This window comes from Domibacillus enclensis (assembly GCF_900156125.1).
In the GTDB taxonomy this organism is placed as follows: domain Bacteria; phylum Bacillota; class Bacilli; order Bacillales; family Domibacillaceae; genus Domibacillus; species Domibacillus enclensis.
The window spans coordinates 289,220-313,238 of record NZ_FTLX01000003.1; the positions used below are offsets into that span (position 1 = coordinate 289,220).

A 24,019-nucleotide genomic window follows, 5' to 3' on the forward strand; every position below is an offset into this window, starting at 1 on the left:
AATGTTGTTAGGAGAGAAAAAAATGAAAGCAAGAGACTTAGCTGTTTTACTTAGTGTGATCTTAATTGTCGCCATGCTTATTGTACCGCTCCCGACATGGCTGTTAAGTGTGCTTATCATCATGAATATTTCTCTTGCGCTTCTCGTTTTGCTCATCTCTATGAACATGAAGGAAGCATTGGAGTTTTCTGTTTTTCCATCGCTTCTGCTTCTGTTGACGCTATTTAGGCTCGGCCTGAATGTGTCGACAACGCGGTCCATTTTAAGCAATGGTGAAGCCGGGGGCGTTGTCGAGACGTTCGGGACATTTGTCGTCGGAGGCAATATTATCGTTGGGATGGTCGTTTTTGTCATCCTCGTCATTATTCAGTTCGTGGTCATTACAAAAGGAGCGGAGCGGGTATCAGAAGTCGCCGCCCGATTCACGCTTGATGCGATGCCCGGAAAACAAATGAGTATTGATGCCGATTTAAACGCCGGCATGATTTCTGAAGTGCAGGCGCGTGAACGGCGTGAAAAAGTCGGACGAGAAGCTGACTTTTACGGCGCGATGGACGGGGCAACCAAGTTTGTTAAAGGGGACGCGATTGCCGGGATCATTATGGTCATCATTAACCTGATTGTTGGAATCGTGATTGGCATGATGCAGCAGGACTTGTCATTTGGAGAGTCGGCTTCCCGCTTTTCTCTCTTGACAGTTGGAGATGGAATTGTCTCGCAAATTCCAGCGCTTCTCATCACAACGGCAACAGGGATTGTCGTTACCCGGGCAGCATCAAATGGAAATTTAGGAGAAGAAATTACCGGTCAGCTGCTCCGGTATCCCTCTATGCTGTACATTGCGGGAGGAACGATCCTTCTTCTCGGTCTTGCGACGCCCATTAACGATATTTTGACAATTCCGATTGCAGCGGGACTTGCCATTGGCGGATATATGATTTCACGTACGCCGAAAGAAGACATAGATGAATTAATTCCGTCAGAAGAAGAGACAGAAACAGAGGAATTAAAAAGCCCTGAATCGGTTGTGAATTTGTTGACGGTGGACCCGATTGAATTTGAATTTGGATACGGGCTCATCCCGCTTGCTGATACAAATCAAGGCGGGGATTTATTGGACCGAATTGTGATGATTCGCCGGCAGCTGGCACTTGAAATGGGACTGGTTATTCCGGTCGTCCGTATTCGGGACAATATTCAGCTTCAGCCAAATGAATATCGGATGAAAATTAAAGGAAGCGAAGTGGCAGGCGGTGAGCTGCTTTTGGATCACTACCTGGCGATGAGCCCTGGAGAAGAAGACGATATGGTCGAGGGCATCGATACGATCGAGCCGTCATTCGGGCTCCCGGCAAAATGGATTACAGAAGAAGCGAAAGAGCAAGCGGAAATATTCGGCTATACGGTCGTAGACCCACCGAGTGTCGTCTCCACCCATTTAACCGAAACCATTAAAAAGCATGCAAATGAACTGCTCGGCAGACAGGAAACCCAACAACTGATCGACCATTTAAAAGAGTCATATCCGATTTTAGTAGACGAAGTAACACCAAACCCACTGTCGGTCGGAGAGGTGCAAAAAGTACTGGCGAAATTGCTGAAGGAAAACCTGTCGATTCGAAACTTGCCAGTCATTTTTGAAACGCTTGCTGATTTTGGGAAAATGACATCCGATACAGATTTGCTGACAGAGTACGTCCGTCAGGCACTGGCACGTCAAATTACGATGCAATTCGCGGATGACAGCGGCTCATTAAATGTCATTACGCTTTCTGGCCGAATTGAGAAGATCATAGCAGACGGTGTACAACAAACGGAACATGGAAATTATTTGTCCATCGATCCGAATGATTCTCAGCGGATTTTAGAAGCGACTGCACAGCAGGTCGAGCAGGCTTCGTTTATGCAGCAGTCACCGGTTATTCTTTGTTCACCGGCCATTCGTATGTATGTCAGACAGCTGTTGGAACGCTATTTTCCGCAAATACCTGTTTTATCTTATAATGAGCTTGAACCAAGTGTTGAAGTACAAAGTACCGGGGTGGTGACCGTCGAATGAAAATGAAAAAATACCGGGCAGCATCGATGCCGGAAGTGATGAAAAAAGTGCGGGCGGAGCTGGGCGCACAAGCTGTAATCCTGCAATCGAAAACCGTTTATTCCGGCGGCATGCTCGGCTTGTTTAAAAAAAAGCAAATTGAAGTGGTCGCTGCTGTGGACCCAAACGCTGGCCAGGCAGAGCTGCCAGAACGCGAAACGGTGAGCAGCCGTCAAGCAGCGGTTACACCCGTCCCGGTTGACTGGAAAGATGACATGACTGAAATGAAAAAAATGATTCAAAAACTGCAGCTCGCAGCGTCGGCTCATCCTGTTTATCCGGAAGCGATGCAGCCGGTTATGAATCAGTTAAAACGCCAGGGAATCTGCAATGAATTGCTTGACCGGACCGCTGAACACCTGCTTGAGAAATGGAACAGCGAAAAAGGAGACGTAACGGAACGGAGCATGCGGGAATGGGCACGAGCATTTGTGAAAAGCTGCCTTTCATTTGCTGAAGCACCCCGGCCAGCCGCTTCGCTTTTTTATTTGCTTGGACCTACAGGGGTTGGCAAAACGACAACACTTGCGAAGCTGGCTTCTAAAGAAGTGTTGGAGAAAAATAAAAAAGTCGCTTTCGTTACAACGGATACGTATCGAATTGCGGCCATCGAACAGTTGAAAACATATGCTGGCCTGCTGAACGCGCCGATGAAGGTAGCGTATTCAGAAGCAGACATGCAAGCAGCTCTGCAGGCATTTCATTCGTATGATGTTGTATATATTGATACAGCAGGCAGAAATTATCGGGATCAACAGTATGTGCAGGATTTAAAGCCATTTTTACAAGGTCAAAAGGAACAGGCTGTGTACCATCTCGTCCTGAGTGCTGCAGCAAAAGAAGAAGACTTGCATGAAATTGTTGAAAACTTTTCTGGTGTTCCATTAAATGGCTTTATCTTCACAAAAATAGATGAAACAAAAACAAAAGGATTACTGATCAATTTGATGTATACTTATAAAATAGGTACATCGTATGTAACGAATGGACAAAATGTGCCGGATGATCTTATCGAAGCATCTGTCGATCGGCTCGTTGATACCTTGTTTGAGGATGAAGTGAAATGAACGATCAAGCAGCTCTCCTGCGTCAGAAAATGATGGAAAAACAATCATGGGTACCGGCAGAAAACGACATACAAGCGAAAACAATGGCCATTGTCAGTGGAAAAGGCGGAGTTGGCAAAACCAACATATCGGTGAATCTAGCCATTGGATTGTCAAAATTAAATAAAAAAGTTTTGTTATTTGATATGGACATTGGCATGGGTAATATTTATCATTTAATTAATGGAACAGCTTCTGCCTCTATTGCCGACTTTTTCGAGAAAGATGTGGAGATTAGCCAATTAATCCAGCAGGGGCCTGAGCAGATGTCCTACATTAACGGCGGCTCTGCTTTTTCCAGAATTTTCGAATGGAAAGAATCTTATCAGGACAAATGGATTGCAGCGCTAGAAAAGCTATCTCGGGAATATGATTACTTGCTGTTTGATATGGGGGCGGGTGCCACAAAGGAAAGCTTGAATATTTTAGAAGCGGCTGATGAAGTGCTTGTCGTGTCCACGCCTGAACCAACCGCGATGACAGATGCGTACTCCATGATCAAGTTTATTCATATGCGCGATGATCAAAAGGTTTTTCACTTAGTCTGCAACCGCGCCGAGTCTCGGCAAGAGGGAGAGATCACGCTCAGCCGCCTGAAAAATGCCATGGAAACATTTTTGCATTCAGCTCCTCGTATTTTAGCCACTCTCCCTGAAGATGAATGTGTGCGAAAAGCCGTGAAAATGGGAAGTCCGTTTCTGCTTTCGTATCCGAAAGCAAAGGCAGCGGCTTCGTTGCAAAACGTTATACACGAGTACGCAGGAGCAGAAGCAAGTGCACCTGTACAAAAATCTCATTTTATCACAAAGCTGCGCCGCTTTTTTACAGAAAGAGGGGATCGCTGATGACATCAAAAAAAGTGCTGGTAGTGGATGATTCCGCTTTTATGCGAAAGCTCATTTCCGAATTTTTATCAGAACACCCTCAATTAGAGGTGGTCGCATTCGGGCGAAATGGGCGGGATGCCGTTCAAAAAGCGCTTGAGTTAAAGCCAGATGTGATTACGCTCGATATTGAAATGCCTGAAATGGACGGACTTGAAGCGTTAAAAATCATTATGGAAAAACAGCCATGTCCCGTAGTGATGCTGTCGAGTTTAACGAAGGAAGGCTCGGAAACAACGTTAAAAGCCATTGAACGGGGGGCGGTCGATTTCATTGCCAAACCTTCGGGGACCATTTCACTGGATTTGCATAAAATTAAAGATGTGCTCGTCGAAAAAGTTCTCGCAGCGGCAAAAGCAAATATTAGCATGAAACCGGCGCTTGCAGAAAAACCGACCGCTATTCAGCCGCCCGTTTCTGTCACTAAGCCAGCATCGATGACCACCGGGCAGACGCGATATAGAAAAATGGACAAGCTTGTTTTGATTGCGACCTCAACAGGTGGTCCAAGAGCCCTGCAGCATGTCATTACAAAGCTGCCTGCTTCGCTGCCTGCTCCGGTCATCGTCGTTCAGCACATGCCGCCTGGATTTACAAAATCTCTCGCTGAACGCCTGGACTCTTTGTCAGCTATTCATGTGAAGGAAGCAGAGGACGGGGAAATCGCAAAAAACAGTACTGTTTACATTGCCCCGGGAGGCAAGCATCTGCGTCTTATTAAAACGGGCACCTCTATTGCCATTTCGCTTGACGAAATGCCGCCGGAAGGAGGACACCGACCGGCAGCAAATGCAACCTTCCGATCGGCTGCCGATATACCGAATGTAGAGAAGGTAGTAGCGATCATGACAGGGATGGGATCCGACGGTGCTGAAGGGCTTGTCAAGCTAAAAGAAAAAGGGACCGTAAAGGCGATTGCAGAAGCAAAAGAAACGTGTGTAGTGTATGGAATGCCAAAAGCGGCTGTTGCTACCCATCTCATCGATGATGTAGTGCCCGTTGACGAAATTGCAGCAGTGATTGTAAAGCACGTATACGATAAGAGGTGAAGACGGATGGACACGAGTCAATATTTAGAAATTTTTATCGATGAAAGCAAAGAACATCTTCAAGCGATGAATGAACACTTGCTTCAATTAGAAAAAGACCCGGAAAACCTTTCGATTGTTAATGAAGTGTTTCGTTCCGCCCATACGTTAAAAGGGATGTCCGCTACAATGGGCTATGAGGATTTAGCCAATCTGACCCATAAGCTTGAAAACGTGCTGGATGCTATCCGCAATCAGCAAATATCGGTCACACTGGATATTATGGATACCGTTTTTTCTTCAGTGGATGACCTCGAAGCAATGGTTGAAGATATTTCTGCAGGTGGTGAGGGAAAAAGAAATGTAGAAGCGATTGTGCAGAAGCTTCTTGTCATTGAACAGGGAGAAGCGGCAGCTGCGCTGGATGTCCTCGATAAACCGGCTGGAGAAACAATTCTTCATTATGATGAGTTTGAACGAACAGTGATTGACCAGTCAAAAGAGCAAGGTTTTTCATGTGTGGAAATAAATGTTTCTCTACGTGCAGACTGTGTATTAAAAGCAGCTCGTGTCTTTATGGTCTTTGAAGTGTTGGAAAAGTGCGGAGAAGTGATTAAAACGGTCCCTTCCTCGGAACAGCTTGAAGAAGAGAAATTCGATGAAACCTTTACCGTTACGCTGATTACAAAAGAAACTGCTGCCGATTTACAAGAAAAAGTGAAAAAAGTGTCGGAAGTAGAGCAGGTGAACGTAACAGAAGTTGGGTCACTGGACGAGCCTGAGCAGCATCAGCCGGCCACAGAAGCAGTCGTTCAAGCGGCTGAGGTTTCGGTTCCCGCAGCCATTGAACAACCAAAGCAGCCTGAAGCCAAAAAAGAGGAAGACAAGCCGAAAAACGCTGTGTCCAATAAAACCATCCGTGTAAATATTGAACGCCTCGATATTTTAATGAATTTGTTTGAAGAGCTTGTCATTGACAGAGGCCGTCTTGAATCGATTTCATCTGAGCTGAACCATACGGAACTAAATGAAACGGTGGAACGCATGTCCCGTATTTCCGGCGATCTGCAAAATATTATTCTGAATATGCGCATGGTGCCGGTCGAAACGGTCTTTAACCGTTTTCCAAAGCTTGTGCGTCAGCTTTCAAGAGATTTAAATAAGCAGATCCATTTAGACATTATTGGTGCTGAAACAGAGCTTGACCGCACTGTCATTGATGAAATTGGCGATCCGCTTGTTCATTTGATCCGCAATGCTGGCGATCATGGCATTGAAATGCCGGAAGACCGTTTAGCGAAAGGAAAGCCGGCTGAAGGAACGATTAAATTAAAAGCGTATCATAGCGGCAACCACGTATTTATTGAGATTGAAGACGACGGGGCTGGCATTAATAAAGACCGGGTGCTGAAAAAAGCACTCGATAAAGGAATCGTGACGCAAGAGCAGTCTTTAGGGATGACGGACCGTCAAATCTTTGAACTGATCATGGCATCCGGTTTTTCGACGGCGGAAGTGATATCTGACCTATCAGGCCGCGGCGTCGGGCTTGATGTCGTGAAGACGACGATCGAATCCCTTGGCGGTTCCATTACAATCGATTCAGTGGAAGGGTCCGGCTCTATTTTCTCCATTCAGCTGCCGCTCACCCTGTCGATTATTTCCGTTATGCTCGTTGAAGTGGAAAAAGAAAAATATGCCGTTCCGCTTTCATCTATTATTGAAACCGCGATTGTGAAAAAAGAAGAAGTGCTGAACGCGCATAACCAGCAGGTAATTGATTTCCGGGGAAAAGTGGTTCCGCTGCTGTTTTTAAAAGATATTTTTTCCGTTCCACACCAGGAAGAAGATGACCGTTTTTATTCAATTGTGATCGTCCGAAAAGGAGACAAAATGGCCGGGCTTGTCGTTGACTCCTTTATCGGGCAGCAGGAAGTGGTTCTGAAGTCGCTTGGCAACTATCTGTCCAGCGTGTTTGCCATCTCCGGTGCAACGATTTTAGGTGACGGTCAAGTTGCACTAATTGTAGACTGCAACGCATTAATCAAATAAGGGAGTGCATAACATGAGTGAAGTAACTGCTTCTGCAGTAAAAGTCATTGCTTTTCAATTAGTTGACAAAGAATATGCACTGCCCGTCGAACAAGTGTATTCCATTGAAAAATTAATGCACATTACGCGAGTGCCGGGCACAGTTCCTTTCGTTAAAGGCGTCATTAATTTACGCGGTGTCGTCACACCCATCATTGATCTTCGCAGCCGGTTCGGGCTTTCTGATGAACGGGTGGATGACTCGACACGCATTATTATCGCCGCTCTTGACGACATGGAGGTTGGATTGATCGTGGATGGAGCGAACGACGTACTGGATATTCCAACGGACGCGATTGAGCCACAGCCTGAGGTCGTCGGTTCCCTTGGAGATGAATATATTACCGGCGTGGCAAAGCTGGATAAAAGGCTGCTGATTATGCTCAGTCTTCAAAAGATTTTTAATTAAAGGCGGACGAAGATGAACTATATTGATCACATTCAGCCGATTCACCTTGATATTTTAAAGGAAGTAGGGAATATAGGTGCAGGCCACGCGGCAACTTCGCTTTCCACTCTTTTAAACCGGAAAATTGACATGAAGGTGCCCAGTGTCCGAATTGTTCCTTTTACAGATATGATGGAGCTGACGGGCGGTTCGGAAAAAGAAGTCGTCAGTGTCAGTCTCCGGATTGAAGGTGAAGCCGGGGGCAATATGTTTTTTATGCTGACGGTGGAAGAAGCCGACCGTTTTATTCAGAAATTAATGGCGGACGAAGCCTTTTCGTTTCATGATGAACATTCACAGGCGATCGGCTTTTCCGCGATGCAGGAAATGGGCAACATTTTATCCGGTTCTTATTTATCAGCTCTCGGTGATTTTACACAATTAAAGCTGCAGCCATCCGTTCCAGAGCTTGCCGTGGACATGTTCGGTGCGATTATCAGCTATGGGCTTCTTGAAATCTCACAGTACAGTGATTATGCCATCGTGATCGATACGGTGTTAACCGAATTAAACGAAGGAAATGAGGAAATTGTGAAAGGGCATTTTTTCCTGCTGCTTTCCCCGGATTCTTTTCCTGTTTTATTCGAAGCGCTTGGAGCCGGATACAATGAATAGAACAGGCCAGGTGGTGAAAGTAGGGATTGCTGATTTAAACGTCGTTAAACCTCCATCTGTGATTCGAACATCGGGTCTTGGTTCATGCGTGGGCGTTATTCTTTATGATGAATCGGCAAAAGTAGCGGGCCTGGTTCATATTATGCTTCCTGACTCAAGTCTGGCAAAAGCAGACATACGAAATGATGCCAAATTTGCTGACACGGGTATCCCGGCCCTGATCCATGCGCTTCAAAACCATGGAGCGAGGCCCGTCCGGCTAAAAGCCAAAATAGCGGGCGGTGCGCAAATGTTTCAATTCAAATCCGGTTCCGACTTAATGAAAATCGGTCCGCGAAATGTGACAGCTGTAAAAGAACAGTTGAAAAAAGCGCGCATTCCAGTGATAGCAGAGGATACGGGCGGCAGCAGCGGCAGGACGATTGAATTTGATCCTTCCACGATCGAGCTGCATATTCGAACCGTAAACAAAGGCGAGCAAATTATGTGAGCGCAGCAGTGGAATTTATTCCGCTGCTTTTTTGTGTATATTGTTGGCAAAAACGAAGCTTTTCTTTAGAATAAAAGAAAGACTTGAAACGTACTGTCATTCATTTGGGCCGGGAGGAGAGATTTAATGGCAAAACGAATACCGGAGGATGAACAACAATTATGGGAACGATGGAAAAAAGATCAAAATCCCGAAGACGGTGATGCGCTGGTTGCACGCTACATGCCGCTTGTTACGTTTCATTGCCGGCGGATTGGCGCTTCCCTGCCAAAATCGGTTAGAAGAGAAGAAGTAGCCAGCTTCGGCATGGCAGGTTTATATGACGCCCTTTTGAAATTTGAGCCATCACGCGATTTGAAATTTGATACATATGCTTCTTTTCGTATTCGCGGGGCTATATTAGACGGCTTAAGAAAAGAAGACTGGCTGCCAAGAGCAGCGCGGGAAAAATCAAAAAAAATCGAAGCCGCCGCATCAAAGCTGGAACAAAAATATTTGCGTTCGGTCACACCGGAAGAGGTGGCTGCTGAACTAGGCGTGAAAGTGGAAGAAGTTCAGGATACGATGGCAGAATACTTTTTTTCACATATTTTGTCGGTCGATGAACAGGTGCACGATCAAGATCAACAGGAAACAACCGGGTTTGTTTTAAAGGATCAGCGAACGAAAACACCGGAAGAAGAACTGGTAAAGCAGGAGCAGATTGAAGAGCTGGCTTCGCAAATTAAAAAGCTGACTGAAAAAGAACAGCTTGTCGTAGACTTGTTTTACAAAGAGGAATTGACACTGACTGAGATTGGCGAGGTGCTGGGGCTTTCTACATCGCGCATCTCACAAATTCATTCCAAAGCGCTGTTTAAGCTGAGACAGCAGCTGACCAAAGCATGATGTCACTTCTCAGCAATCACGTATGGATCGAGGTGCAATATGGACTTTAAAGCGGTTGAAATGCAAGTGGCGCTCCCACGCACTTACGAAGCGTCGAAAAGTCTCCAGGACCAGCAGCAAACAGCTCTGTCCGGCCAGCATCACGCACAAACGGAAATGGAAAAAAAGGCGGAATGGAAACGGGCCTCGGTTACGGAAGGGGAAGAAGCGAATAAAACAGGAGAAGGCACTCATCAAAACCACCAGCCCGATCAGCAAAGAAAACAAAAGAAACAGCAGTCGAAGCAATCTGTTCATCCGTACAAAGGAAAGCAGATTGACTTCAGCGGATAAGAGGGGCGTATGACTACATTTTTACTCGTCATTTCTTTTTTGATTCATGCGTTGAGCCTGTTTGCGCTCATTTTATTGTTTCAACGGCAAAACAGCGGCAGGAATGCAGAAAATAAAATGAAGCAAGCGGCAAATGAAACAGAAGAAATGCTGACAGCTTTTTTAATGGAAATGAAAGAAGAAAACGAAAAGCTCATTGAAGACCTGAAAAAAGCTCAAGTTTTAGAGAAGCCTGCCCAAACGAAACAAAGAGAGCCGATGCCAGACCCCGTTTTGCCGCCGGTCACACCGAGAAAAGCGGCAGCGCAGGCGTATAAGCAAACAACGAAACACTCGGCGGCAGGCCTGCAGGAGCAAAATACTGAAAAATCTTTAATAGACCAAATGGTCGACCTGCAAAAAAGCGGCCTGTCAAAAGAAGAAATCGCTAAAAAATTGAATGTTGGACGAACAGAAGTTGAACTCGCGTTTAAGTTCAATAAAAAAGAATGAAAATAGTTGCGGGCAATGACGATCTATGGTATATTAGCTAACGGTGTTAATACACACGTCTTTTGATTCGTCAGCCGGTGCCGTTCATAACGGAAGCTGATTGAAAAGGATAAAGGCGGAGGAAATACAACCAAACAGGAGGAAACAAAACATGTCAGTAATTTCTATGAAGCAATTGCTTGAAGCAGGTGTTCACTTCGGTCACCAGACTCGTCGCTGGAACCCAAAAATGAAAAAGTACATTTTCCAGGAGCGTAACGGGATCTACATTATCGATCTTCAAAAAACGGTTCGCAAAGTGGAAGAAGCGTACAAATTTGTAAGAGAAGTTGCCGGTGACGGTGGGAAAGTATTGTTTGTTGGAACGAAAAAACAAGCACAGGATTCTGTGAAAGAAGAAGCAGAACGTTCAGGTATGTACTATGTAAACCAACGCTGGTTGGGTGGTACACTTACTAACTTCTCAACAATTCAAAAACGTGTACAACGTTTGAAAAACATCGAAAAAATGCAAGAAGACGGTACATTTGACGTTCTTCCTAAGAAAGAAGTTGTTCAGCTTAAAAAAGAGCATGAGCGTCTTGTGAAATTCTTGGGCGGTATTCGTGATATGAAAGGTCTTCCTGATGCTTTATTCATCATCGACCCGCGTAAAGAGCGCATCGCTGTTGCAGAAGCGCGTAAATTGAACATTCCGATCGTTGGTATCGTTGATACAAACTGTGATCCGGATGAAATCGACTACGTAATCCCTGCAAATGATGACGCCATCCGTGCGGTTAAACTATTAACAGGCAAAATGGCTGATGCTGTTCTTGAAGCAAAACAAGGCGAAGAAATCGCTGAAGAAGCTGCTCAAGAAGAAGCACAGCAAGCTGAAACTGCAGAAGCTGCAGCTGAGTAATCAAACAGATAAAGGTGATAAGAGGGATACCCTTATCACCTTTTTTTAAAGAAATGACATGATAAAACCGCATAAGCGGCCTTACATATTTAAAGGAGGAACTAAAATGGCTATTACTGCACAAATGGTAAAAGAACTTCGTGAAAAAACAGGCGCAGGCATGATGGACTGCAAAAAAGCACTTGTTGAAACAGATGGTAACCTTGATCAGGCGATCGACTATCTTCGTGAAAAAGGAATCGCTAAAGCAGCGAAAAAATCAGACCGTATTGCGGCTGAAGGAACAACGTATATCGCCAGCGAAGGCAATACAGCTGTTCTTCTTGAAGTAAACGCAGAAACAGATTTCGTTGCGAAAAACGAAAACTTCCAGGTGCTTGTAAAAGAAATTGCGGCGCAACTTTTGGCAAACAAACCAGCTTCTGTTGAAGAAGCATTAACACAAACGATGGAAAACGGCAAAACAGTTGATACGTATATCAACGAAGCGATTTCAAAAATCGGTGAGAAGCTAACACTTCGTCGTTTTGAAATCCGTACAAAGGGAGACAACGATGCATTCGGCGAATACCTTCACATGGGCGGACGCATCGGCGTTTTAGCAATTGTTGAAGGCACAACAGACGCAGCAGCAGCGAAAGATGTTGCTATGCATGCAGCTGCCCTAAACCCTAAATATGTATCACGTGACCAAGTTTCTGAAGACGAAGTAGAGCGTGAGCGTAAAGTATTGACAGAGCAGGCGCTTAACGAAGGCAAGCCTGAAAATATCGTAGCAAAAATGGTTGAAGGCCGCCTTGGCAAATTCTTTGAAGAAGTATGTATTTTGGATCAAAGCTTTGTAAAAGATCCAGATCAAAAAGTGCGTCAATTCCTAGAGTCTAAAGGTGCTACATTAACGGAGTTTGTTCGTTATGAAGTGGGCGAAGGCTTGGAGAAACGCCAGGATAACTTTGCAGAAGAAGTTATGAGCCAAGTGAAAAAATAATGATTCCGTATCCGCCAGCCGGAAAGGAATAAGTGGAATCCCTTACCGCTTCTGGTGAGGGATTTCATGTACATTACAGATGGAGGTCTACATGAGCCAGCCAAAGTATAAACGTGTCGTATTAAAATTAAGTGGTGAAGCATTAGCGGGCGAAGCCGGATTTGGAATCAACCCAACGGTTATTCAATCAGTCGCCGAGCAGGTGAAAGAAGTAAGCGAGCTAGGTGTGGAAGTAGCTGTTGTTGTGGGCGGCGGCAATATTTGGCGCGGGAAAATCGGAAGTGAAATGGGCATGGACCGTGCAACAGCTGATTACATGGGCATGCTCGCAACGGTCATGAACTCTATGGCCCTGCAGGACAGCCTCGAGCAGGTTGGCATTGAAACACGTGTGCAGACTTCGATTGAAATGCGGCAAATTGCGGAGCCGTACATCCGCCGTCGTGCCATTCGTCACTTAGAAAAAGGCCGTGTGGTCATTTTTGCAGCAGGTACTGGGAATCCGTACTTTTCTACAGATACAACGGCGGCCCTGCGTGCTGCTGAAATTGAAGCAGAAGTCATTTTAATGGCGAAAAACAATGTAGACGGTGTTTACAGTGCAGATCCGAAGTTAGATAAAGAGGCAGTGAAGTACGCAGAGCTTTCCTACTTGGATGTGATTAAAGAAGGATTGGCTGTAATGGATTCAACCGCTTCTTCCTTATGTATGGACAACGACATTCCTTTAGTGGTGTTTTCTGTCACAGAAAAAGGAAACATTAAGCGTGTTGTATTAGGTGAAAATATCGGAACAACCGTAAGGGGGAAATAATCGTGTCTCAAGAAATTATGAACCAGTCCAAAGAGAGAATGGAGAAAGCAATCGGAGCGTTTAACCGGGAACTGGCATCCATTCGTGCCGGACGCGCAAACGCCAGTGTTCTAGACCGTATTACGATCGACTATTACGGCGCACCAACACCGGTTAACCAGCTTGCTTCTATCAATATTCCAGAAGCTCGTCTCCTTGTGATCACACCTTATGACAAATCATCTATGAGCGATATTGAAAAAGCGCTGCTGAAATCGGATTTAGGCTTAACGCCGTCCAATGATGGATCCGTTATTCGCTTAAACTTCCCTGCTTTAACAGAAGAGCGACGCAAAGAACTGGCAAAGCTCGTTAAAAAAGAAGCAGAAGATGCGAAAGTGGCCATTCGCAATATTCGCCGTGATACAAATGACGATTTGAAAAAAAGCGAGAAAAATGGCGATCTGACTGAAGACGATCTTCGCGGCTACACAGAAGATGTTCAAAAACAGACGGACGACTATATCCGAAAAGTGGACGAGATTGCCAAGGAAAAAGAACAAGAGATTATGGAAGTGTAAAAAAGAAACCCTCTTGCCCGCAGGAGGGTTTCTTTTTTTGGATATTATCGCTCCGGTTACGACGCATAGCTGCATGTATGGTAAAATAAGTTGGAAGAAGCGATATGGGGGATTTTGCATGGCACAAAAACAGTGGTTCTGGCAGTCGAAAGGGACAGGAGAAGTGGTCATCTCAGACGAATGTATTCCTGTACATATTGCCATCATAATGGATGGAAACGGACGCTGGGCAAAAAAAAGAGCGTTGCCCCGAATCGCCGGGCACAACGAGGGCATGAAAAAGGTTCGTGAAATTACCAGAACAGCCAACCGTCTTGGCGTGAAGGTATTAACCCTTTATGCTTTTTCGACAGAAAATTGGAAGCGTCCAAAAATAGAAGTCGATTTCTTAATGAAATTGCCGGAAGAATTTTTATCTACATTTTTACCGGAACTAATGGAAGAAAACGTGCGGGTCGAAATGATTGGTGACATGGAGCAGCTGCCTGGCCACACAAAACGGGCCGTTCAAAACGCCATCGATCAAACGGCTTCAAATGACGGACTTATTTTAAATTTCGCCTTAAATTATGGAAGCAGAAACGAGCTCGTACAAGCTGTGCGTTCGATGGCAGCCGACGTAAAGGCAGGCCGTTTGAGTGATCAGGATATAACAGATGAAACGGTGTCACAATATTTAATGACCAGCCATCTACCTGAGCCGGATCTGCTCATTCGAACAAGCGGTGAACACCGCCTGAGTAACTTTATGCTCTGGCAGCTTGCTTATACAGAGTTTTTCTTTACGGATGTCCTGTGGCCGGATTTCTCTGAGAAGCATCTTTTAGAAGCAGTGGCTTCTTATCAAAAAAGATCAAGGCGGTTTGGCGGTTTATCGCAATGAAAACGGTGGAGGATTATTTATCATGAAGCAAAGAATCATCACAGGAATGATTGCGGCAGCCGCATTTTTGCCAATCGTTTTAATCGGCGGTTTGCCTTTTCTCATTCTTGTTTATTTGATGAGCGCAGTTGCTGTAATAGAAGCGCTAAAAATGAAAGGCATATCGGCTCTATCGTTTCCCGGCATGCTATCGGTTTTGCTCTCATTTGTTGTTGCGGCTCCTCAGCGCAACGGGGTAGACTGGCAGCTTTTCGGCATGGAAAAAGTGGATCTCCTTGTGTTATTTATTCTTCTTTTTCTCGTTAATACAGTAATGACAAAAAATCATTTTACATTTGATGATGCGGCCTATTGTATTTTACTTCCTTTATATATTGGATTTGGCTTTCATTATTTACTTGAAACAAGAGAAGCCGGCGTCATGTTTGTCTTTTTTGCGCTTATTTTAACGTGGGCAACGGATTCGGGCGCTTACTTCATCGGCCGTTCATTTGGGAAAAAAAAGCTCTGGCCGGAGATCAGCCCGAATAAAACAACAGCGGGCTTTTACGGAGGTATTGGTTCAGCTGTCGCTACGGCGCTGATCTTTTTATTTATTCTTGACTTCGGGGCGCCAGCCTGGTGGGTACTGTTATCAGCGGCCGTGCTTTCCGTTGCAGGACAGATTGGTGATTTAGCTGAATCAGCACTAAAGCGCCATTACAATGTAAAAGACTCAGGCAAATTATTGCCGGGCCACGGCGGCATTTTAGACCGGACAGACAGCTGGCTGTTTGTCTTCCCGCTGCTTCACGTGCTTCAACTATTGTAAGGGGATGATGTATTGAAAACGATCAATTTGTTAGGGGCCACTGGATCGATCGGGCTGCAGACACTGGATATTATCCGCAATCATCCAGCGTCTTTCCGGTTATCTTCTTTTTCCGCTGGGCGACAGGAAAAAGCCGCTGAAGCGATTATTCGCGAATTTAAGCCGAAGCTTGTATCCGTTGTGGAAAAAGAAACAGCTGAGCGACTGCAGCTGTCGTATCCCGATGTAAAAGTCCTGTATGGGAAAGACGGGCTTGAAGCGGTTGCGGTGGACGGAGCGGCAGATACGCTTGTGAACGCCGTGATTGGAAGCGTTGGGCTTGAACCGACGCTTAAAGCCATCGAAGCGGGAAAAAACATCGCCATTGCGAACAAGGAAACACTCGTAACAGCGGGCCATATTGTGACAGAAGCGGCCCAAAAAGCCGGTGTTGAATTGCTGCCGGTCGACAGTGAGCATTCGGCAATCTTTCAAAGCCTGCAAGGTGAAAAGGCCAAAAACATCAGCCGTCTCATTTTAACGGCTTCAGGCGGCAGCTTTCGCGACAGAAAAAGAGAAGAGCTGCAGGACGTCACAGTGGAAGAAACATTAAATCATCCAAACTGGTCAATGGGAGCGAAAATTACGGTTGATTCTGCTACAATGATGAATAAGGGGCTTGAGGTGATTGAAGCTCACTGGCTGTTTAACTTGCCTTATGAACAAATCGATGTCTTGCTTCATCGCGAAAGCATTATTCATTCAATGGTCGAGTTTCATGACCGGTCTGTTATGGCACAGCTTGGGTCGCCAGATATGCGTGTTCCCATTCAATACGCCTTGACGTGGCCGGACCGGCTGCCGCTTCAGGGTACGAAGCAGCTGGACCTGGCAGAGATCGGCCAGCTTCATTTTCAAAAAATGGACTTCGGCCGTTATCGAATGCTTCATCTTGCATATGAAGCAGGAAAAACAGGCGGCACAATGCCGGCTGTGATGAATGCGGCAAACGAAGAAGCCGTTGCCGCTTTTCTCGACCGGAAGTTATCATTTCTTCAAATTGAAGAAGCGGTTGAACGGGCAATGGAAAACCATACGTCTATTGCAGCGCCAGACCTCGGAGCAATTTTAGAAGCAGATTTACAGGCAAGAGCAACAGTACGCTCACTTTTACGATAAAAGGTGGTTAGACTTACTTGAATACAGTGATAGCGTTTATCGTTATATTTGGATCGCTTGTGTTTTTTCATGAATTGGGCCACTACCTTTTTGCCAAGCGCGCGGGCATTTTATGCCGGGAATTTGCGATTGGCATGGGACCGAAAGTGTTTGCACATAAAAAAGGGGAAACAGTGTGGACATTCCGGCTGCTTCCAATTGGCGGCTACGTGAGAATGGCCGGAGAAGACCCTGAAATGACCGAACTAAAAGCCGGTCAGCGAATTGGCGTTGTGTTCAACGAACAAGGAGAAGCGGTTAATCTTATCGTGAATGGAAGAGATCGCTTTAAGGATGCCAGAGTCATTGAAATTGAACGTGCGGATCTAGAGCATGAGTTGTCGATTACAGGATATGAAGAAGGCGAAGAAAACGCAACAACATTTCGGGTCCATCGCGAAGCTTTAATGACTGAAAACCAGCTGAGCACACAGATCGCGCCGTACGATAGACAATTCAACTCCAAAACACTTCCGCAGCGGGCGATGGCTATTTTTGCAGGCCCATTGTTTAACTTTATTTTGGCACTGATCATTTTCGTCGTTCTGGCGATGATACAAGGAATTCCAACGAATGAACCGAGCCTCGGTGAAGTGATCAACGAAGGGGCTGCCGTGGAAGCCGGTTTGAAGGAAGGGGACCGTGTCGTTTCGATTAATGGGAACAGCATGAACTCCTGGGAAGAAATTGTCACGGTTATTCAACAAAGCCCCGGCGAAGAATTGACGTTTGAGATTGACCGGGATGGAGAACAGCTGACAGTTCCAGTGACGCCGACCACTGAAGAAGCAGAAGGCAAAGCATTTGGGCGGATCGGTGTGTACAGCCCATTTGAACATTCTATTTTAGGCGCATTCACGTATGGAGCGAAGGAAGTTTACAATTGGACAAAGCTTATTTTTGAAGTGCTGGGCACGATTTTGACTGGCCAGTTCTCCATAGATGATTTGTCCGGACCGGTCGGGATTTATGTATCAACGGACACTGTTGCACAATCAGGTATTTTAAATCTGGCAAAATGGGCAGGGGTATTGAGTATTAATCTCGGCATTATGAACTTGCTTCCGCTTCCTGCGCTGGATGGCGGGCGCCTTATGTTCTTTCTTTACGAAGCGGTCCGTGGCAAGCCTGTGGACCGGCAAATGGAAGGCATGGTTCATTTTGTTGGATTTGCTCTTTTAATGCTGCTGATGATTGTCGTTACATGGAATGATATTCAGCGATTCTTTTTACAATAACTTTCATATTATTTTAGTCGAGGTGCGATTGAATGAAACAAAGCAGAACGTTAATTCCAACAATGCGGGAAGTGCCATCTGATGCAGAAGTAAAAAGCCATCAGCTGCTTCTCCGCGCCGGCTTTATCCGGCAAAATGCAAGCGGTGTGTACAGCTATTTGCCGCTTGGAAAGAAAATGCTCCGCTTAGTAGAAGAAATTGTGCGTGAAGAAATGGACGACGCGGGCGCCGTAGAACTTCTGATGCCAGCATTGCAGCAGGCAGAGCTCTGGCAGGAATCAGGTCGCTGGCAAACGTACGGACCGGAATTGATGCGCTTAAAAGATCGTCATTCACGCGAGTTTGCACTCGGCGCTACGCACGAAGAAGTCATTACAGCGCTTGTTCGCGATGAGGTTAAATCGTATAAGCGACTGCCGCTGACACTGTATCAAATTCAAACAAAGTTCCGCGACGAAAAGCGGCCGCGTTTTGGTTTGCTTCGCGGCCGGGAGTTTGTGATGAAGGATGCGTACTCTTTTCATTCCTCGCAGGAAAGCCTGGATGAAGTGTATAACCGTCTGTATACGGCCTACTCGAATATCTTCCGCCGCTGTGGGTTAAACTTCCGTGCCGTTATTGCCGATTCAGGCGCCATGGGCGGAAAAGATACTCACGAGTTTATGGTGCTATCTGAAATTGGGGAAGACACCATTGCGTATTCCGATACGTCCGATTATGCGGCCAATGTAGAAATGGCGCCGGTCGTTACGGTGTATGAAAAAAGCAGTGAAGCGGAAAAACCGCTTGAGAAAGTGGAAACACCGGATTCAAAAACCATTCAAGCGGTCGGTGAGTTGTTACATGTACCGGATACACAGTGCATCAAAACACTCGTCTTTAAAGTGGATGAAGAACTGGTCGTTGTGCTTGCGCGTGGTGATCATGAGATTAACGATATTAAATTAAAAAATGCATTGAATGCTAAAACAGTCGAAATGGCTGGCGAAGAAGAAGCAGCCAACTTATTCGGCGCTTCATTTGGCTCACTCGGACCGGTTGGACTGCCGGAGGGCGTTAAAATCATTGCCGACCAGGCGGTGGCGTCTATGGTGAACATCGTTTGCGGTGCGAATGAAGACGGTTGGCATTATATAAATGCCAATCTGGCACGTGATTTTTCAGTTACACAATATGAAGACCTCCGCTTTATTTTAGAGGGAGATCCGTCTCCAGATGGCGAAGGGCAAATTCAATTTGCAAAAGGCATTGAAGTCGGTCACATTTTTAAGCTGGGCACACGCTACAGCGAGGCGATGAACGCTGTGTATTTAGATGAAAATGGACGCACGCAGCCAATGATTATGGGCTGCTACGGAATCGGTGTTTCACGGATCATCGCCGCGATGGCGGAAGAATTTAATGATGAAAAAGGGTTTGTGTGGCCTGTTGATTTGGCACCATTTGATGCGCACGTGATTCCGGTAAACGTAAAAGACGAGGCACAGGTAAAAGCGGCAGACGAGATTTATGCTGCTCTGCGCTCGGCCGGGATGACGGCACTTCTTGATGACCGCGCTGAGCGGGCTGGCGTTAAGTTTACAGACAGTGATTTAATCGGGCTGCCAATCCGGATTACAGCCGGCAAAAAAGCGGCGGACGGCATTGTGGAAGTGAAGGTCCGCAAAACGGGTGACGTGATCGAAGCTTCTGTCAATGATATTGTACAGGTAGTGCGTGATCTGCAGGCGGCACGTTAAAATGAAAAAGGATGACCGGCTACGGCCGCTCATCCTTTTCTGTGTAAGGAGGAATTCAAATGAAGGAAGAAGGATCAAGCGGGCGCAGCCGTTTTTTGATATTGCTTGACCAGCTTCGGCTGAAAGAAGATGCCGTTGTTCGCCATTTTGATCAAACGGAAATAAAGAAACTGACCGTATTAAAGCAGGAGAAAAAGTGGCATTTTGTTTTTTCCGCGCCAGCGCTTATTCCGTGCAGCGTCATTGTGAGGTTTGCTGATGCGTTAACGAGCACCTTTTCTCCATTTGCGTCTGTGACGTTTTCAATCGAAATAGAAGACCGGACGTGTACGCCGGATTATATTACAGACTACTGGTCTTATTGTGTCCGCCAGCTTGATGGAATTGCACCTCCGCTCTTAGCTGCGCTGAATAATCAAAAACCGGAGGTGTCAGGAACAAAGTTTGTCATTCGGACACAAAATGAAATGGAAGGCATGGCGCTGAAAAACAAATATGGCCGCCGCATTTGTGATGTATATGAGAGCCTGGGCTTTCCGCCGCTCACATTTGATATTCAGCTTTCTGAAAAAGAACAAAACGATGACTACGAAAAGTTTTTAGAAGAAAAGCGTCAGGAAGATGCAGAGCGAGCACGGCAAGCTGTGATTGATATGCAAAACCGGGCGAAGGACCAGGACACGGCTTCAGAAGATTCCGGCCCTGTCACAATCGGCTACACGATTAAGCCGGATGCCGAATTTAAAAAGCTGGAAGAAATTATGGATGAAGAGCGCCGCATTGCGTCTGAAGGCTTTATATTCGATGCAGAAACGAAAGAGCTGCGCAGCGGACGAACGCTATTAACATTCAAAATCACTGATTATACGGATTCATTAATGGTGAAGATGTTTTCGCGGGATAAAGAAGACGCCGCGACATTTAACCGGGTGAAAAAAGGCATGTGGGTTCGCGTTCGCGGCTCTGTGCAAAATGATACATTCGTGCGTGATCTTGTGATGATCGCCAATGATATTAATGAAATTCGGTCGCCTATGCGTGAAGACACAGCGGAGAAAAAACGGGTAGAGCTTCACCTGCACTCCCCGATGAGCCAGATGGACGCCGTTTCCTCCGTTAGTGCACTTGTCAGCCAGGCGAAAAAATGGGGTCATTCGGCGATTGCGATTACCGATCATGCGGTTGCGCAATCCTTTCCTGAAGCATACAGTGCCGGTAAGAAAAATGGCGTGAAAATTTTATATGGAATGGAAGCCAACCTTGTGGATGACGGCGTGCCGATTGCGTACGAAGATGCGGACCGGGAGCTTGCGACTGAAACATACGTTGTGTTTGACGTTGAAACGACCGGCCTTTCTGCTGTGTATGACACGATCATTGAGCTCGCGGCAGTGAAAATAAAAGATGGCGATATTATTGACCGGTTTGAACGGTTTGCCAATCCGCATCATCCTCTTTCTGCGACAACGATTGAATTAACGGGCATCACAGACGAAATGGTCCGGGATGCGCCAGATGTAGATGAAGCGCTTCGGGATTTCAAGGAATGGGCGGGGGATGACATTCTTGTTGCCCATAATGCTTCGTTTGATATGGGCTTTATTCAAACAGGCTATGAAAAATACGGAATTGGCCGAACCGCAAGTCCCGTTATTGATACGCTTGAATTAGCCCGGCTGCTTTACCCGGATATGAAAAACCACCGCTTGAATACGCTCGCGAAAAAATTCGATGTAGAATTAACGCAGCATCACCGTGCGATCTATGATGCAGAAGCAACGGGCTATATTTTATTGAAGCTGCTAAAGGACGCTGAGGAAAAAGGCATTAAAAAGCATAATGAGTTCAACAATTATATGGGTGAAGGCGGAGCATACAAACGGGCCCGGCCTTACCATTGCACGATTCTGGCTCAAAATGCAGAAGGACTGAAAAACTTATTTAAGCTTGTATCGCTTTCGCATATCAATTATTTTTACCGCGTGCCGCGCATTCCGCGATCGGTTTTGCAAAAGCACCGTACGGGTCTTTTGATCGGCTCCGGCTGCAATAAAGGGGAAGTATTCGAAGCGATGATGCAAAAAGGAATGGACGAAGCGCGCAGAGCGGCAGAATTTTATGATTATCTGGAAGTGCAGCCGAAAGCGGTGTACGCTCCGTTAATTGATATGGAGCTTGTCCGCGATGAAGCTGGAATGGAAGACATTATCGGGAACATTCTTAAAGTGGGAGACGAGCAGAAGAAGCTCGTTGTCGCAACCGGAAATGTTCACTATTTAAACGAAGAAGATAAAATTTACCGTCACATTTTAATTTCATCTATGGGCGGCGCGAACCCATTAAACCGGCAGACGCTTCCGGATGTGCATTTCCGCTCAACAGATGAAATGCTGGATGCTTTCGCGTTTTTAGGAAAAGAAAAAGCGCATGAGATTGTGGTCGAGAACACGAACAAAATCGCTGATATGATTGAAGACGTGAAGCCGATCAAGGATGATTTGTATACGCCGAAAATCGAAGGCGCCGACGAAGAAATGCGGGAAATGAGCTATGGCATGGCGAGAAGAATTTACGGCGATGAGCTGCCGGAAATCGTCGAAGCACGGCTGGAAAAAGAATTAAAAAGCATCATCGGCCACGGGTTTGCGGTTATTTACTTGATTTCGCACAAGCTCGTGAAAAAATCGCTCGATGATGGCTACCTCGTCGGTTCACGGGGGTCGGTCGGTTCTTCCTTTGTCGCTACGATGACTGAAATTACGGAAGTGAATCCACTGCCGCCGCATTACGTTTGTCCGGAATGCAAAAAATCAGAGTTCTTCGATGACGGGTCGGTCGGCTCAGGATTTGATCTGCCGGATAAAGACTGTCCGGACTGTGACATTCCGTTTAGAAAAGACGGGCACGATATACCATTTGAAACGTTTCTTGGCTTTAAAGGAGACAAAGTGCCGGATATTGATTTGAACTTCTCCGGTGAATATCAGCCGCGTGCGCACAACTACACGAAGGAATTGTTCGGGGAAGAGTATGTATTCCGTGCGGGAACAATTGGCACGGTGGCAGAAAAAACAGCCTATGGCTACGTGAAAAAGTATGCGGAAGAATACACGAAGCAATACCGGAGCGCGGAGGTAGACCGACTCGTGTCAGGCTGCACCGGGGTCAAGCGAACAACAGGCCAGCATCCGGGCGGCATCATCGTTGTGCCTGACTATATGGACATTTTTGATTTTTCACCGATTCAATACCCGGCCGATTCGGATAAATCGGAGTGGAAAACCACTCATTTTGATTTTCATTCCATTCACGATAACCTGCTGAAGCTTGATATTCTCGGACACGACGACCCGACGGTAATCCGGATGCTGCAGGACCTATCAGGGATTGATCCGAAAACGATCCCGACCGATGATCCGGAAGTAATGAAAATTTTCAGCGGCACCGAATCACTCGGTGTCACGCAAGAGCAAATTATGTGTAAGACCGGCACGCTCGGCATTCCCGAATTCGGCACGCGGTTCGTCCGCCAGATGCTAGAAGAAACAAAGCCGACGACGTTTTCAGAGCTCGTGCAGATTTCAGGTTTGTCACACGGCACAGATGTATGGCTTGGCAATGCGCAGGAGCTTATTCAAAAAGGCATTTGCCAGCTGTCCGATGTGATCGGCTGCCGGGATGATATTATGGTGTACTTGATTTATCAGGGGCTTGATCCCGCGTTTGCCTTTAAAATTATGGAGTCGGTCCGTAAAGGAAAAGGACTGTCAGACGAGATGGAAGATGAAATGCGCAAAAATGAAGTGCCGGAATGGTACATTGATTCCTGCAAAAAAATCAAGTACATGTTTCCAAAGGCACACGCCGCTGCCTACGTGCTGATGGCGGTGCGGATTGCTTATTTTAAAGTTCATCTGCCGCTGCTTTATTATGCGGCGTACTTCACCGTACGGGCGGAGGATTTTGACATTGACGTCATGTCGAAGGGGTCCTCGGCGATTAAAGCGCTGCTACAGGAAATTAATGCGAAAGGGCTTGACGCATCGCCGAAGGAAAAGAACCTCATGACTGTGCTCGAACTGGCATTAGAAATGGTAGAACGAGGCTTTACGTTTAAAAAGGTCGATTTATACCGCTCCAGTGCCGATGAGTTTGTCATTGATGGCGACTCTCTTATTCCGCCTTTTAATGCGCTGCCGGGACTTGGCACAAATGCCGCTAAAAATATTGTGGCTTCCCGGGCGAATGGTGAATTCCTTTCAAAAGAGGATTTGCAGCAGCGCGGCAAGGTGTCCAAAACAATCATGGAGTATTTGGACAAAATGGGCTGTTTAAACGAGCTGCCTGACCAAAATCAGCTTTCATTATTTTGATGAGCGTTTGCACAAAGCCTTTGTTTATGGTATCCTTGA

The 24,019-nt window shown here is 46.1% G+C and carries 21 protein-coding genes; all 21 read left to right on the plus strand.

Translation table 11 applies throughout. The annotated features are described in order from the left end of the window. Window positions 1–22 precede the first annotated feature (22 nt). The 21 genes from flhA (at window position 23) to BW952_RS08315 (ending at window position 23,980) form a co-directional block, all read left to right on the plus strand. On the plus strand, window positions 23–2,059 hold the full coding sequence (gene flhA, locus BW952_RS08215) for a flagellar biosynthesis protein FlhA (protein ID WP_045850023.1): 2,037 nt from the start codon (window positions 23–25) through the stop codon (window positions 2,057–2,059). Continuing rightward, window positions 2,056–3,165, plus strand: coding sequence for a flagellar biosynthesis GTPase FlhF (flhF, locus tag BW952_RS08220; RefSeq protein WP_045850022.1), 1,110 nt, complete (start codon window positions 2,056–2,058; stop codon window positions 3,163–3,165). Before flhA ends, flhF begins: the two co-directional genes overlap by 4 nt. Continuing rightward, entirely contained in the window at window positions 3,162–4,049 is an 888-nt protein-coding gene (locus BW952_RS08225) for a MinD/ParA family protein (protein WP_045850021.1), read from the plus strand. The genes flhF and BW952_RS08225 overlap by 4 nt, the downstream gene beginning before the upstream one ends. Next, a complete protein-coding gene (locus BW952_RS08230; protein ID WP_045850020.1) occupies window positions 4,049–5,137 on the plus strand; it encodes a protein-glutamate methylesterase/protein-glutamine glutaminase in 1,089 nt (362 codons plus the stop codon). Before BW952_RS08225 ends, BW952_RS08230 begins: the two co-directional genes overlap by 1 nt. Window positions 5,138–5,143: 6 nt before the next feature. After that, window positions 5,144–7,168 (plus strand): chemotaxis protein CheA, encoded by a 2,025-nt coding sequence (locus tag BW952_RS08235; RefSeq protein WP_045850019.1) that lies wholly within the window; start codon window positions 5,144–5,146, stop codon window positions 7,166–7,168. A 13-nt stretch (window positions 7,169–7,181) separates the two neighbouring features. Beyond that, entirely contained in the window at window positions 7,182–7,616 is a 435-nt protein-coding gene (locus BW952_RS08240) for a chemotaxis protein CheW (RefSeq protein WP_045850018.1), read from the plus strand. Between the two features lie 12 nt (window positions 7,617–7,628). Then, complete coding sequence (locus BW952_RS08245) at window positions 7,629–8,270, plus strand: chemotaxis protein CheC (protein ID WP_045850017.1); 642 nt, start codon at window positions 7,629–7,631, stop codon at window positions 8,268–8,270. Then, window positions 8,263–8,760, plus strand: coding sequence for a chemotaxis protein CheD (locus tag BW952_RS08250; protein WP_045850016.1), 498 nt, complete (start codon window positions 8,263–8,265; stop codon window positions 8,758–8,760). Before BW952_RS08245 ends, BW952_RS08250 begins: the two co-directional genes overlap by 8 nt. Window positions 8,761–8,886: 126 nt before the next feature. After that, entirely contained in the window at window positions 8,887–9,648 is a 762-nt protein-coding gene (locus BW952_RS08255; RefSeq protein WP_045850015.1) for a FliA/WhiG family RNA polymerase sigma factor, read from the plus strand. A gap of 39 nt (window positions 9,649–9,687) precedes the next feature. Then, window positions 9,688–9,981 (plus strand): hypothetical protein, encoded by a 294-nt coding sequence (locus BW952_RS08260; RefSeq protein ID WP_045850014.1) that lies wholly within the window; start codon window positions 9,688–9,690, stop codon window positions 9,979–9,981. Between the two features lie 9 nt (window positions 9,982–9,990). After that, complete coding sequence (locus BW952_RS08265; RefSeq protein ID WP_045850013.1) at window positions 9,991–10,473, plus strand: DUF6115 domain-containing protein; 483 nt, start codon at window positions 9,991–9,993, stop codon at window positions 10,471–10,473. A gap of 151 nt (window positions 10,474–10,624) precedes the next feature. After that, window positions 10,625–11,377, plus strand: coding sequence for a 30S ribosomal protein S2 (gene rpsB / locus BW952_RS08270; RefSeq protein ID WP_045850012.1), 753 nt, complete (start codon window positions 10,625–10,627; stop codon window positions 11,375–11,377). A 106-nt stretch (window positions 11,378–11,483) separates the two neighbouring features. Continuing rightward, on the plus strand, window positions 11,484–12,365 hold the full coding sequence (gene tsf, locus BW952_RS08275) for a translation elongation factor Ts (protein WP_045850011.1): 882 nt from the start codon (window positions 11,484–11,486) through the stop codon (window positions 12,363–12,365). Window positions 12,366–12,456: 91 nt separating this feature from the next. Continuing rightward, entirely contained in the window at window positions 12,457–13,179 is a 723-nt protein-coding gene (pyrH, locus tag BW952_RS08280; RefSeq protein ID WP_045850010.1) for a UMP kinase, read from the plus strand. Window positions 13,180–13,196: 17 nt separating this feature from the next. Next, the gene (gene frr / locus BW952_RS08285) at window positions 13,197–13,739 is read left to right on the plus strand and encodes a ribosome recycling factor (RefSeq protein ID WP_414735786.1); all 543 of its coding nucleotides are present in this window, start codon (window positions 13,197–13,199) and stop codon (window positions 13,737–13,739) included. A gap of 118 nt (window positions 13,740–13,857) precedes the next feature. Further along, a complete protein-coding gene (locus BW952_RS08290) occupies window positions 13,858–14,622 on the plus strand; it encodes an undecaprenyl pyrophosphate synthase (RefSeq protein ID WP_045850008.1) in 765 nt (254 codons plus the stop codon). A 22-nt stretch (window positions 14,623–14,644) separates the two neighbouring features. Beyond that, window positions 14,645–15,433, plus strand: a complete 789-nt coding sequence (locus tag BW952_RS08295) for a phosphatidate cytidylyltransferase (protein ID WP_045850007.1) — start codon at window positions 14,645–14,647, stop codon at window positions 15,431–15,433. 12 nt (window positions 15,434–15,445) lie between these two features. Next, window positions 15,446–16,591: a 1-deoxy-D-xylulose-5-phosphate reductoisomerase gene (locus BW952_RS08300; protein ID WP_045850006.1), complete on the plus strand. Its 1,146-nt coding sequence runs from the start codon at window positions 15,446–15,448 to the stop codon at window positions 16,589–16,591. A 17-nt stretch (window positions 16,592–16,608) separates the two neighbouring features. Then, window positions 16,609–17,868 carry an RIP metalloprotease RseP gene (gene rseP / locus BW952_RS08305; protein WP_045850005.1) on the plus strand — a complete coding sequence of 420 codons (1,260 nt, stop codon included), beginning with the start codon at window positions 16,609–16,611 and terminating at the stop codon, window positions 17,866–17,868. A gap of 32 nt (window positions 17,869–17,900) precedes the next feature. Further along, a complete protein-coding gene (locus BW952_RS08310; protein ID WP_045850004.1) occupies window positions 17,901–19,607 on the plus strand; it encodes a proline--tRNA ligase in 1,707 nt (568 codons plus the stop codon). A gap of 59 nt (window positions 19,608–19,666) precedes the next feature. Continuing rightward, entirely contained in the window at window positions 19,667–23,980 is a 4,314-nt protein-coding gene (locus tag BW952_RS08315; protein ID WP_045850003.1) for a PolC-type DNA polymerase III, read from the plus strand. The last annotated feature ends 39 nt before the right edge of the window (window positions 23,981–24,019 follow it).